The sequence below is a fragment of the Prevotella sp. P3-92 genome, assembly GCF_002251205.1.
Lineage (GTDB): Bacteria > Bacteroidota > Bacteroidia > Bacteroidales > Bacteroidaceae > Prevotella.
The window spans coordinates 161,746-175,740 of sequence record NZ_NPJE01000065.1; the positions used below are offsets into that span (position 1 = coordinate 161,746).

Sequence of the window (13,995 nt, forward strand, 5' to 3'; positions counted from 1 at the left end):
CTCCATTTCTATGCCACATAATACTGTCATATCCATTTGCAAAGCATTGGCCATCATACTGATGGTCATCGGACATGCCGACTGTCCCGATGCTTTAGGAGCGTTTCTTTATGAATTCCACATGCCACTGTTTTTTATAACAGCCGGCTATTTCTTCTCTGTGCGATACATCAACGACGAGGCGACCTTTGTCAAAAAACGCTTCAAAGGACTATATCTTCCTTTTGTCACATGGTCGGTATTCTTCCTTATCCTCCACAACACGATGTTTGACATCGGTATTCTCAATGAGCAATACGGCAACTGGACCGGTGGAGTGACCCATCCCTATAGTCCTCATCGCATACAACAAAACCTTTGGACTATCTTTACTGCTATGGGGGGATATGATGAGTTTCTGTGTGGAGCATTCTGGTTTTTCCGTGGTCTGCTTGTAGCAAGTATCGGTTTCTTGGTTTGCTATAAGATTTCAAATAGAATTATAGGTTGGACAGACAGCACGCTGCAACAGCATACAGCGGGCAATACAACTGACAATACTACATGGAGTTCAAGAATAAGGCTGGTAATCTGTAACCACCGAACAGTCATTACCACGCTCTTGGTATGCTTGATTGCATTACTGCTTGCAGGATGGAAAGCCTATGAAGGCCTTCGCATTATCACTTTGGTACAAGGAGGTTACAGAGAATTGATGGGTATGTTCTTCTTCGGATGCGGATTTCTGTTTCGCCAATGGGAAGGACATTATAAAGCCACATGGTGGTCAACACTTGTGTTTGGTGTTGTAGTATGGTTGTTTTCCCATTATCTCACTGCCAACATGAACTGGCGTTCCACCTACACACAGTTTTTATCACTTCCGATTCCAGCCTTTTGTGGTTTTCTTATGACCTATAATATCGCACGATGGCTTGACCGTCATCCTGGACGTATTCATCGTTTTCTTGTATATTGCGGTGACCACACCCTGCCTATCTTCGTATTCCATATCATCAGCTACAAGGTTGTAAGTCTATTGAAGATTGCCTACTATGATTTGGATTTCGCACAAATCGGTTGTCACATGGTAATCCACTACAATGCCAAGGAAGATTATTTCTGGATACTTTATGCCATCGCAGGAGTTGGCATCCCATTAGGATGGACCTGGTGTTACCATAAGTTGAAACCCGTATTAGACGGTTACATCAACCGATAACGGGTATATCCATAATCCCTATAATATAACACAATCAAAATAATCCCAAATGCTGTCAGGAGAAACGCTGACAACATTTGGGACGAATATACTTAGCTTATGAATATCTGTTGTTAGGAGAATACAAGGTCGAGCATAAACTGTATCTCCGTAGGGTCAATACCTCTTTCGCCTAACATCTGTCGGTCGAAATAATCAACATCATAGATTTTCTTATCTATCAATGAAAGATGCTTTCTAAAACTATCGACAGCATCCTTTACCTTTCGTTGCAACCAAAGACAATAACCATGGTTCAGATAATCGTCTGCTTGCATCATCTCCATCTTTATCAGCCGTTGGTAGAAAGTATCAGCCTGTTGCTCCCGATGGTCACAAACCAGAGTCCATGCCAATATGCGCATCACGGCAGCATCATCGGGGTGTTCATAATTGAGGCGATAGAGTAGTTGAAGACTTTCTTCATATCGCTTCTGATATAACAGACACACAGACTTATTGAGCATATAGCCCATTTTCTCTGGGCATTGTGCTATCAGTCGATCGTAGAGTTGTTCTGCCTTCTCATAGTCGGCATTGCCAAACAACTGTCGGGCATAGCCTGCTTCAGCGCGTTCATTATTGGAATCACACTCATAAGCCTTCTCGTAGTCACCTATCCACAGATAATACTGCAATCCGCGATGACTTTCTGCATAACTGTCGAGCAATCTTCTGCTACTTTCCGCCATCTTGCGTCGGCGCAACAGTTGCACTACATCATCCTTAAGCGGCTCTATCTTTGTGTCTCTAAATACCTCTCGATCCATAAAGAGACATTCCCCCATTTCGTGGTCATCGGTTACATGAAATGGGTTGCGATATTCGCTACGATAGGAATAAAGGCGGAAAAAACGATAAAGGTCCATAAGATATGATCGGCGCAATCGTTCAGCAGTGGGCTTAATACCCTGGTTGAGCATATCCAGCGGAACATCTCCCTGGTCCATAGTTTTCAACACTTCGGCAGGCATTGCATGGACAAACTTCTCAAAGCCTAATGCCATCGAGTATTTGTCACTATTGCAAAACTCGCCATTTGCCACTATCTGTCGGAGGAATGGATGCTTATCGCATGCCGCTTTGAAGGATTGCAACTGCGGATGGTCTATAAAAAAAGGTACAAACCAATTGCTCATATCTCGGAAGAAATCGAAACGTTTCATCTGTGAGAAACCACCGAAGAATACATCCGAGCCTTGTTTCTGCATATCCACCATGCGTCCAAACGATTCTTCCATCTTCTGCATTTTATCATCAAACTCTTCCGGATGGATCATCTCTTCGATATCTTCCTCTTCAAGCGCCTCAGGTTTGATGTGTAGCGGTTTATTTTTCAGTATATCTGGAATTATTTCCTGTTGTATTTTTGTTGCGTCGCGCTCCGTACCCATACAATAGACCATCTGCATCTGCAGTTCGGTAAGTTCACGACATATGGTGTCTGACTGCAAGAGTTCTTCTATCATTTGGCGCTGTTCCGGATATACCTTATTCCACTGTTCGTCCATTCCCAGCACCCATCCCACAAGTGCTCTTTGCCGCACAGCCTCGTCGGTGCCATGGCGATAGACACGAATCATGGTTTTGAATTTTACAATATCAAACTGGATGAGCAACGATAGCGTAATTGCCGATACCAATATCTGCTGATCGTTTGTATCAACTGCAGGTGAGAGCAACAGTTCCTCTATATCTTGCCCCACCGAAGCTGGCCATGAATTGGTAGTCAACAAGAAGTTGAAAAGATTATTTATACGATTTTGGTGCTCCGCATAGAGTTGTCGGCTCTTCTGTTCTCTGACATGCGGCTGTTCGAGCGACAGCATGGCGGTATCTGCCACAAAGGATTCCAATTCTTGTCGCATTTGCCCAATAGAGAGTTTTGCTTTTTGGCTTCTTACCTCTGCGTGTATGGCTGCGAGATTTTGTGTATTGCTAATTTTATCATACAATGCGAGATTGGCATAAAGCACAAAGACACGTTGCAACAATTTCTGATAGATTTCCTTATAGACGGGCACATCCATATTGTCCTGCCAATCAGTGCACAGTTGACTATATTCGTCCTTAATGGCATCAAGTTTTTGGGCAGTATGCACCTGTGGCCACGCTGCCAGCAAATTCTCCATTTCTGCAATGGCCATACCTACACTTCCGTATCTAAGTGGTATGGCTACCCTTGCCAAATGGCTGCCCAGCAAAGAAGTTTTGTCGGTCATCGGCATTTTTATCGTTAATGTTTTTTCTTCCACCAATTCTCCGCACGTGCCACATCCTTGTCTCTGACACCAGCAGCATGGCGATATTTCATTTCTGGTAGAGAGTCAACTACCTGCTCGGTTGTCCTGCAGTATTTTACTATCAGAGGTTTATAGTGCTTCACACCATATTTATTGATAGAGTCACATGCTGCATTATAGGCTTTCATAAAGAGTTCAAGCTGACGATGGCGCTCTGGACGACGCATCTCCACTTCTCTGAAAGCAAGTACACCCATCCATGCATCTATCTTCCGCGTATCAAGCAATACATTGTTTTTGCCAATCCTTGCTGCCGTAGCCTGCGGTTCGGTCATGAAAAAAGCATCGAGTTCATTGTTGCGAAGCATTTGCAAACGCACATCCACATCGTTGATTTGCACTCGGAAGAGCTTTTCCGACTTGATTTTAGTTGAATCAACCACATAGTCGCAAAGCCAGTCAGTAACAGAATAGCGCGTCATTGCCACCATTTTATCATCCAGCTGTTTGAGATGTTTGAGACGTGCATGACGATTGGCTACAAGTTGCCAATAGGCATTAGTAGTCGCCATATATCTCAATGCCGTACCTTGACGGGTCATACGGGTTGCTCTTATCAAATCGGTCATTACACCTTCCACTCTTCCACGCTCAATGGCTGTATCACAATCCATCTGCGCCATAAAGTATTTCAATCTGACACCGCCGTTCAGCGTATCATATAATTGGTGGTGTTGGGCTACAAAGAGAGGCAGACAGTCCATGGTGGGCATAACTGCAATCTTCAGCGCTGCCGAATCTTTGCGCATTGCTTCAACACGCTGTTTGCGTGTCAGTTTCTTCGTTTCCTCATACGATTGTCCACATGCTGCTACAAGCAGCACAAGAACCAAAGCGGGTATAATTGTTCTCATGTTAATCATTTGCATGCAAAAGTACGAATAAATTTTGTAACACCGAAAAAAAATCACTAACTTTGTGCCTATTATGGCAAAGGATAAGATAGCATACGTCTGCTCTAACTGCGGACAAGAATCGGCAAAGTGGATTGGCAAATGCCCATCATGTGGACAGTGGAACACATTCAAGGAAATCCGTGTGACTGACACGCGCCAACAGGCAGCGTCGGCTGCTGCGTCTGTAGGACATCAGTTGCGTAAAAGCAAAACACTGACCCTGCGCGACATTAGTGCAAAGGACGATCCTCGCATCGATCTGCACGATAACGAACTGAACCGTGTACTGGGTGGCGGTCTTGTACCAGGTAGCATTGTATTACTGGGTGGCGAACCGGGTATTGGCAAATCTACCTTATCCTTGCAGACCATGCTCCACCTGACCGATCGCCGTGTGCTCTATGTCAGTGGTGAAGAGAGTGCTCACCAGTTGAAAATGCGTGCTGAACGTATTCCACATGAAGAGAGCGACAATTTCCTGATACTATGCGAGAACTCCTTGGAGGCTATCTTTGAACATATTCGTGATGTACAACCCGAAGTGGTCATTATAGACTCCATACAGACTATTTCCACCGAAGATGTGGAGAGTTCTGCTGGTAGCATATCGCAAGTTCGTGAATGTGCCTCATCGCTACTTCGTTTTGCAAAGACCAGCGGTGTGCCTGTCATTCTTATTGGCCATATCACTAAAGAGGGCACACTGGCTGGACCGAAGATTCTCGAACACATTGTAGATACAGTGGTGCAGTTTGAGGGTGACCAACATTATATGTATCGCATTCTTCGCAGCATAAAAAATCGCTTTGGCAGCACCAGCGAACTGGGTATCTACGAGATGCAACAATCTGGTTTGCGCCAGGTGGAAAACCCTTCCGAACTGTTGCTCACCGAAGACCACGACGGTCTTTCGGGTGTTGCCATTTCATCCGCCATCGAGGGTGTTCGCCCATTTTTGGTTGAAACACAGGCTCTGGTTTCATCGGCTGCATACGGCACGCCACAGCGCTCTGCCACTGGTTTCGACCAGCGTCGTCTGAACATGCTATTGGCTGTTTTAGAGAAACGCGTAGGCTTTAAACTAATGCAAAAAGACGTTTTCCTGAATATCGCCGGTGGTCTTCGCGTCACCGACATGGCTATGGACCTATCAGTCATTGCCGCTGTACTGAGTAGCAATGTCGATACACCAATAGAAGAAGGTTGGTGTATGGCAGGCGAGGTAGGTCTTAGTGGCGAAGTGCGCCCAGTGGCTCGCATCGAACAACGCATTTCCGAGGCTGAAAAGTTGGGATTCCAACATATCATCATCCCCCGCTACAACCTCAGTGGACTGAATCAAAAGAAATTCCACATAGACCTTGTCCCGGTGCGCAAAGTAGAAGAGGCATTAAGAGCCTTGTTTGGATAATACAGAAATTTGAGTTTTAGAAAAATTTCGACTACACGGCCATACAAAAAGCATATTCACCTATATAGCAAACACTTACATTTTTGATCGAGTGGTCGAATATTTTAAAAAATCGAATTATTTGTATCTTCGCCTAATAGAATCACAATAGATTCAACAGTTGAATATCTCTATATCACTATCGCATGGACATTTCCACATCATATCAGTCATCATAAACGGTAGTATCCTCAATACCAGCCTCTGCTAATGCTTCGCGACGCTCCACACAAGTACCACATTTTCCACAATGGTGCTCAGTACCCTTATAGCAACTCCACGTTTCTGAATAATCTATGCCGAGTTCTTTTCCACGTCGGGCAATATCCGCTTTGGTCATGTTGGTATAAGGCGAACGCAGCCTTACGCCAACAAATGTTCCTGCCTTAGCAGCTGCATCGAAAGCCTCAACAAATTCTGGACGACAATCGGGATAGATAGTATGGTCACCGCCATGATTAGCCATCATGACATAAGCCAACGAGTGACTTTCTGCCACACCAACGGCAATGGAAAGCATGATACCGTTGCGAAACGGCACTACTGTCGATTTCATATTGTCATCATCATAATGACCTTCAGGAATAGCATCGGCACCTTCCAACAAAGAACTCTTGAAATACTTCCCCATAAAGTCGAGGGGAATGATTACATGGGGTATGCCCAAGCGTTTACAATGCAGTTGGGCAAACGGAATCTCCTTGCCGTTGTGGTTACTACCATAGTCAAATGAGATGGCAAGCGCTATGCGTTCGTGCTCATCATATAATAAGGTGACGCTATCCATACCGCCACTCAAAATCAATACTGAATCTTTCATTCCTTTATCTGTTTTACACAATTTGGGTGCAAAAATACAAAAAAAAATAGTACCTTTGCGCCGTTTTATTTTTTTTCACACAATGTACAAACCAAATTACAATCAGTGCAAGGCCATCCGCTTCCGTCATTTTTCACGGAAGGGATATGCACTCTTTGCCTGTGTTGGACGTGTGGTTACCATCGGTATACTGAGCGTAGCGACCTTGCAATCTGCAAGTGCTGCTGAAGTTTCAGCAAAAGAATCCGATACTGCAACCACCGACTCTATCCCAACCACCAAAGAGGCTCAGCTCGACGATGTTGAGGTGACTGGCTCACGCGCTCCACTTGCCAACGGGCAAGCTGCGAGAATGGTTACTGTACTGAGTCGCGACGAAATTCAAGCGGCGCCAGTACAAAGTATTAACGACTTGTTGAAGTATGCCGTCGGTGTCGATGTGCGTCAACGCGGACCTATTGGTGCGCAGACCGACATTGGTATTCGTGGCGGAACGCAGGAGCAAATTGCCATCCTGCTCAATGGTATCAACATCTGTGACCCACAGACTGGCCACAACGCATTCGATTTTCCTGTAGATATCAGCGAGATTGAGCACATTGAAGTGCTTGAGGGTCCTGCCGGCCGTGTCTATGGCACGTCATCTCTGGCAGGTGCCATCAACATCGTGACAAAGCGCGAGAAACAATCGTGTGCCGATGTACATGCCGAAGGTGGTTCGTTTGGTTATCTCACCGCCGGTGGTCGTTTGGTGTTACGCCCCGATAATTCGCCACTCACTTCGAGTCTGTCGGCCAGCATGACACGTTCAGATGGCTATAGTCGCTCTAAAGCTGGAAGTCTGAATAGCGACTATCAAGGAGGAAAAGTGTTCTATCAAGGACGGTACGACAGCAATCTATTGAACCTCAACTGGCACGCAGGGTTGAGTTCCAAAGGTTTTGGCAGCAACACATTCTACAGCGCCAAGTTCGATAACCAGTATGAGCGTACCACCAAATTCTTCACTGCACTGCAAGGAGAAACACGTTGTGGCGCTCTCAATTTCCGTCCCTCGGTATATTGGAACCGTAGCCAAGACCGCTTCGAACTGATTCGCGGTTCGGAAGAAGCTGTGCCCTACAACTATCACAGAACCGATGTGTTCGGACTAAGTCTCAACAGCTGGTTTGATTCACCACTTGGTCGTACTGCTTTCGGTGCAGAATTCCGTAATGAAGACATCATCAGTGGTAATCTTGGCGAACCACTCAATACACCCATACACATCCACGGTACAGAGCGTGACTACAAATATGGACTCAATCGTTCAAACCTCAGTTTCCACTTAGAGCATAATATCTTGCTGCGACAATTCACGTTGTCAGCAGGATTCATTGCATTCAAAAACACTTGGAACGAAATGCCGTTCACACTGTATCCCGGTGTCGATGCCAGCATGCGCTTGGGTGATCACTGGAAAATCTATGCCAGCTACAACTCATCGCTACGTATGCCTTCATTCACCGAACTCTATTATAGTGTAGGCGGTCACAAGGCAGACAAGTATCTCAAACCCGAAGAACTGCGTGCCTTAGAAGGCGGTGTCAAGTTCTATTCTGCAGCACTTTTGGTTCAAGCCAGCATATATCACCACCACAGCCGTAACCTCATCGACTGGGTGCTTGACCCCACAGCCGAAGAACCAATATGGCAGAGTGTCAACTTCACCAAGGTCAACACCATCGGAACGGAAATTTCTGCTCGACTCGATTTGGAACATCTATTCCGTCTGCCACAGTCCTATCTGTCGGTAGCCTATAGCTACAACGACCAAGACAAGGCCGACGAACATCAGTTGGAGAGCCAGTCAAAACTGGAATATCTGCGCCACAAACTGGTAGGAACACTTCAACTGACTCCTATCGACCATTGGAGTTTCCTTGTCAACTACAGAATGCAGAAACGTACAGGCACATATCTCACGGTAGATGGCGTCACCAAGCCCTACCATACCTACGACCTCGTTGATGCAAGACTGACTTGGAGTCAACCCACTTACAGCATCTATGCCCAAGCCAACAACATCTTTTCGCGTAACTATGTCGATTACGGCAATGTAGAGCAACCCAGTGCATGGATTGTGGTAGGAGCACGTCTGCACATCAATCTATAAGAAACAACAAACATCCTTATAAAATATAGCAAAAAGGCGGAGTTGACTACATTTTGTCAACTCCGCCTTACATTATATCAGTAAATCGTCTAAAAAACTTAAAATTATCTATCGAAACAACCGCAATGTTTAATCTTTTTCGTAACTTTGCGTGCGATTAAATGGAAACATTAAATTCAACTAACAATATTATAAAGCATTATGAAAATCAAAGATTACAACTTTGCCGGTAAAAAGGCTATTGTCCGTGTAGATTTCAATGTACCCCTCAAAGAGGGTAAGATCACAGACGACACTCGTATTCGCGGTGCTGTTCCTACACTGAAGCTCATCCTCGACGAAGGTGGTGCACTCATCATCATGTCACACATGGGCAAACCCAAAGGAAAAGTAAAGCCCGAACTTTCACTGGGTCAGATTAAAGACGCCGTTGCTGCAGCACTCGGTGTACCCGAAGTAAAGTTTGCTCCCGACTGTGCAAAGGCTCAGGAGGCTGCTGCCGCACTGAAGCCCGGCGAAGTGCTCCTGCTCGAAAACCTGCGATACTATCCTGAAGAGGAAGGCAAACCCGTAGGCATCGACAAGGAGGATCCCGCATACGAAGAGGCTAAGAAAGCTATGAAGGCCAGTCAGAAAGAATTTGCCAAGACTTTGGCATCATACGCTGACTGCTATGTTATGGACGCTTTCGGTACTGCACACCGCAAGCATGCCTCTACCGCTGTTATCGCTGACTATTTCGATGCCGACAACAAGATGCTCGGTCTGCTCATGGAGAAGGAAGTAGCTGCTGTAGATGCCGTTCTCGGCAACATCAAGCGCCCATTCGTAGCCATCATGGGTGGTTCAAAAGTATCTTCAAAAATCGGTATCATCGAGAATCTGCTCGGCAAAGCCGATAAGCTCATCCTCTGTGGTGGTATGACCTATACCTTCGCTAAGGCACATGGTGGCGAGATCGGTCAGTCTATCGTTGAGATGGATAAGCTCGATGTAGCGCTCAACGTAGAGAAGCTTGCTGCTGAGAAGGGTGTAGAGTTGGTAATGGCTCCAGATGCTGTTTGCTGCGACAACCTCGACTTTGCTACCATGACCATTAAGCCCAATTCTAAAATTGAGGTATATCCTTCAAATGCTATCCCTGCTGGTATGGAAGGTCTCGATGCAGGTCCAGAGGCACAGAAGAAATTTGCAGAGGCTATAAAGGGTGCTAAGACCATCCTGTGGAATGGTCCTGCTGGTGTATTCGAGTGCGATGAGTTCACCGCTGGTTCAAAAGCTATTGGTGATGCCATTGCTGCCGCTACAGCAGAAGGTGCATTCTCTCTCATTGGTGGAGGTGACTCTGTTGCATGCTGCACCAAGTTCGGTCTCACCGACAAGGTATCTTACATTTCTACTGGTGGTGGTGCATTGCTCGAAGCTATCGAGGGTAAGGTTCTTCCTGGTGTTGCAGCTATTCAGGGCGAGTAATCCGTCGAACAACATCATATCAAAATGGCTGGACTTTGGTTCAGCCATTTTCTTTTGTGTATTCATCAGATTCAATCTATACAATAAGTATTTTTACCATTATCGGATAATAACGAAGTAAATACTTGTTTACGTTATCTAACAAAGAAAAACAGCGGACTTACTCCCATTCAAGAGCAGTATCCGCTGATTAATTGTTCTTATAAAAAACTTATTATATCCGTTATAATATTATTCTTCTTCCTTAGTTTCAGCCTCATGCTGTTGGATAAGCTGCTGCTGAATTTCGTTCGGAACAAGCTCATATGACGCAAACTTAGTGGTGAACGAAGCACGACCGCCAGTGATAGAACTGAGAGCTATAGAGTAGTTACTCAGCTCCTTCAAAGGAATCTTAGCAGAAAGTTTCTGATAACCAGCTTCGCTGTCCATACCCATAATAAGTGCACGACGGCCTTGCAGGTCACTCATGACATCACCCATATAGTCAGCTGGTACATATACCTCGAGGTCATAGATAGGCTCAAGAACTTTTGGTCCTGCCTCACGGAACGCAGCCGAGAAAGCATTGCGAGCTGCGAGCATAAATGAGAGTTCGTTAGAATCTACTGGGTGCATCTTTCCGTCATAGACAATAACACGTACATCACGAGCATAAGATCCTGTCAGCGGTCCACGCTCCATACGCTCCATTACTCCTTTGAGAATTGCAGGCATGAAACGAGCATCGATAGCACCACCTACTACAGAGTTGATGAATACGAGCTTACCGCCCCACTCCAAGTCAACAACTTCCTGGTTTTTGACGTTGATACGATATTCCTGACCGCCAAATTTGAATACTGTAGGAGCAGGCATACCGTCGGCATAAGGCTCTACGATCATGTGAACCTCACCAAACTGTCCGGCACCACCCGACTGTTTCTTATGACGATAGTCGGCACGTGCAGCCTTAGTAATAGTTTCACGATACGGAATCTTCGGTTCAATATACTCAATCTTGATCTTCTCGTTGTTTTCCATACGCCATTTCAGTGTACGTAGGTGGAATTCACCCTGTCCACGAACGATAATCTGACGCAATTCCTTTGACTGCTCAACCACCCATGTAGGATCTTCTTGACGCATCTTAGTCAGGGCTGCCATCATCTTTTCGGTTTCTGCCTCGTTAATGGCTTTAACTGCACGTGAATATTTAGGATTTGGATATTTGATAAAATCAAAACGATTGTCGGTATCCTTGTCGTTGAGTGTGTTACCAGTCTTCACGTCCTTCAGTTTGACGGTACAACCAATATCACCAGCGTGCATTTCATCAACAGCAATACGGTTGGCTCCTGCACAAGCATATATCTGAGCAATGCGCTCCTTCGAGCCACGATCAGCATTCTGCAAATCTGCACCAGCCTTAAGTGTTCCGCTCATTACCTTGAAATAAGACACCTCACCAATATGCGGTTCCATACCAGTCTTGAAGAAATAGATAGAAGTAGGACCTGCGGTATCTGGAGAAATTTCCTCACCACGTGTATTGTGCAGTTTAGGCATTTCGCTAACAAAAGGTACTACATTGCCCAAGAATTCCATCAAGCGGCGTACACCCATATCCTTGCCTGCACAAACGCAGAACACAGGGAAGATGCTGCGAGTAACAAGTCCCTTGCGGATACCTTCACGCATTTCATCTTCTGTCAGTGATTCACTCTCGAAGAATTTCTCCATCAGTGTATCATCGTTGGCAGCGGCAGCCTCTACCAAGGCAGCATGCATTTCCTTTGCTTTATCCATCTCCTCTGCAGGGATGTCTTCAATGGTTGGTGCACCACCTTCGGGATTCCATGAGTATTTCTTCATCAGCAGCACGTCAATTACTGCATTGAAGCCAGGACCAGTGGCAATAGGATATTGCACAGGCACACACTTGTCGCCATAAATCTCCTTCATATTGGCCAAAAGCGAATCGAAGTCGCAATGTTCGCGGTCCAACTGGTTAATGAGGAAGATAACAGGCTTGTTTAATTTGTCTGTATAACGGAAGGCATTCTGTGTGCCAACCTCTGGACCATACTGTCCGTTGATGAGAATCACAGCCTGATCGGTAACGTTGAGGGCGGTAATAGCACCTCCGACGAAGTCGTCAGAACCTGGACAATCGATAATGTTCAGCTTTTTGTTATTCCACTCCACATGGAAGACGGTTGAAAACACCGAGTAACCATACTCCTGTTCAACAGGGAAATAGTCGCTAACGGTATTCTTTTGTTCTACCGTTCCGCGGCGTTTGATAATACCGGCTTCGAAAAGCATACTCTCGGCAAGGGTGGTCTTGCCGCTACCCGCACTGCCGAGCAGTGCAATGTTCTTAATTTCGTTAGTCTGATAAACTTTCATAGGACTATAGTTTTATTAGGTTTTTACGTTTTAAGTTATCGGAGGCTAAAGTTATGAAATTATCTGCGAAAAACAAGCGTTTGCTTTTAAATATTAAACTTTATTAGTACTTTTGCACCCATTATGGCTGGTTTATATCTGCATATCCCGTTTTGTGCGAGCCGTTGTATCTATTGCGGTTTCTATTCTACTGTTGGTCTTGACCTGCAGCAGCGCTATGTTGATGCGCTATGCAAAGAGATGTCACTTCGTCCTACCGAAGAAACCATCACTACCATCTATTTGGGTGGAGGCACACCGAGCCAACTCAGCATCCAACAACTACGTCAGTTGTTCTCATATATAAAAAAGGTGTATCGCCTCCAGTTAGAGGAAGTGACCATCGAATGTAATCCTGATGATGTGACAGCACAATTGGCAGAAGCTCTGAAGTCACTTCCTGTCAATCGGGTGAGTATGGGTGTACAGACCTTCGACGACCATAGATTGCAGTTTCTTCACCGTCGCCATAAAGCCAGTCAAGTAAGTACAGCGGTCAAACTACTACGGCAAGGGGGTATTGACAATATCAGTATCGACTTGATATACGGTTTCCCCAAGCAGACTTTACCAGAATGGGACGATGACATCAACCAAGCCATTGCACTCAATGTGGAACACTTATCGGCCTATGCCCTGACCTATGAGGAAGGTACTCCACTCTATCGCATGATGCAACGCGGTGAAGTGGAAGAAATTGATGAGGAACTGTCGAGACAGATGTACGAGCGTCTTATAGACCGTCTGACCGCAACAGGTTTTGAGCACTACGAGATTAGCAATTTCGCAAAACCCACACGTCGGTCGCGCCACAACAGCAGTTACTGGCAAGAAAAGCCATACATTGGATTAGGAGCCGCCGCCCACTCCTTCAATCTTTATGAACGTCTATGGAATGTGGCAGATATCCGACAATACATCGATAGTATAGAGAATGGGTATTTGCCTGTTGAGAGTGAGTCCATCGACGGAGATACCCGTTACAACGACCGCATCACCGTAGCCCTTCGCACCTGCGAAGGACTCGATCTTAACATCCTCACACCGCAACATCGTCAATATTGTCTCCAAGAAGCACAACCGTTTTTAAGCGATGGCCTGCTGGAGCTTACCGACCATCACCTGCATCTTACCCGTCGCGGACTGTTCGTAAGCGACTTAGTGATGAGTTCTTTGATGTTTGTCTGACGACAAAACAAGCCTTTGTCCGTCTTAAATATAAAATAGA

At 45.6% G+C, this 13,995-nt stretch carries 9 protein-coding genes; 5 read left to right on the top strand and 4 right to left on the bottom strand.

Annotation, left to right across the window (positions count from 1 at the left end):
* Positions 1 to 10: 10 nt before the first annotated feature.
* Positions 11 to 1,201, top strand: coding sequence for an acyltransferase family protein (locus CIK93_RS12330; protein WP_094389626.1), 1,191 nt, complete (start codon positions 11 to 13; stop codon positions 1,199 to 1,201).
* A 113-nt stretch (positions 1,202 to 1,314) separates the two neighbouring features.
* Here CIK93_RS12330 and CIK93_RS12335 read toward each other — a convergent pair whose 3' ends face one another.
* Positions 1,315 to 3,462, bottom strand: a complete 2,148-nt coding sequence (locus CIK93_RS12335; protein ID WP_094447524.1) for a M48 family metallopeptidase — start codon at positions 3,460 to 3,462, stop codon at positions 1,315 to 1,317.
* 14 nt (positions 3,463 to 3,476) lie between these two features.
* A complete protein-coding gene (locus CIK93_RS12340) occupies positions 3,477 to 4,397 on the bottom strand; it encodes an ABC transporter substrate-binding protein (protein ID WP_254046801.1) in 921 nt (306 codons plus the stop codon).
* A 73-nt stretch (positions 4,398 to 4,470) separates the two neighbouring features.
* On the opposite strand from CIK93_RS12340, the gene radA reads away from it, so the two are divergent.
* On the top strand, positions 4,471 to 5,850 hold the full coding sequence (radA, locus tag CIK93_RS12345; RefSeq protein WP_094447526.1) for a DNA repair protein RadA: 1,380 nt from the start codon (positions 4,471 to 4,473) through the stop codon (positions 5,848 to 5,850).
* A gap of 205 nt (positions 5,851 to 6,055) precedes the next feature.
* Here radA and queC read toward each other — a convergent pair whose 3' ends face one another.
* Positions 6,056 to 6,709, bottom strand: coding sequence for a 7-cyano-7-deazaguanine synthase QueC (queC, locus tag CIK93_RS12350; protein ID WP_094389630.1), 654 nt, complete (start codon positions 6,707 to 6,709; stop codon positions 6,056 to 6,058).
* 82 nt (positions 6,710 to 6,791) lie between these two features.
* On the opposite strand from queC, the gene CIK93_RS12355 reads away from it, so the two are divergent.
* Positions 6,792 to 8,864: a TonB-dependent siderophore receptor gene (locus tag CIK93_RS12355; RefSeq protein ID WP_094447527.1), complete on the top strand. Its 2,073-nt coding sequence runs from the start codon at positions 6,792 to 6,794 to the stop codon at positions 8,862 to 8,864.
* A 201-nt stretch (positions 8,865 to 9,065) separates the two neighbouring features.
* On the top strand, positions 9,066 to 10,337 hold the full coding sequence (gene pgk, locus CIK93_RS12360) for a phosphoglycerate kinase (protein ID WP_094389632.1): 1,272 nt from the start codon (positions 9,066 to 9,068) through the stop codon (positions 10,335 to 10,337).
* A gap of 231 nt (positions 10,338 to 10,568) precedes the next feature.
* Here the strand turns inward: pgk and CIK93_RS12365 are convergent, their stop codons facing one another.
* On the bottom strand, positions 10,569 to 12,728 hold the full coding sequence (locus CIK93_RS12365; RefSeq protein WP_094436371.1) for a translation factor GTPase family protein: 2,160 nt from the start codon (positions 12,726 to 12,728) through the stop codon (positions 10,569 to 10,571).
* A 123-nt stretch (positions 12,729 to 12,851) separates the two neighbouring features.
* Between CIK93_RS12365 and hemW the strand changes: the two genes are divergently transcribed.
* Positions 12,852 to 13,955 carry a radical SAM family heme chaperone HemW gene (gene hemW, locus CIK93_RS12370; protein WP_094389634.1) on the top strand — a complete coding sequence of 368 codons (1,104 nt, stop codon included), beginning with the start codon at positions 12,852 to 12,854 and terminating at the stop codon, positions 13,953 to 13,955.
* The last annotated feature ends 40 nt before the right edge of the window (positions 13,956 to 13,995 follow it).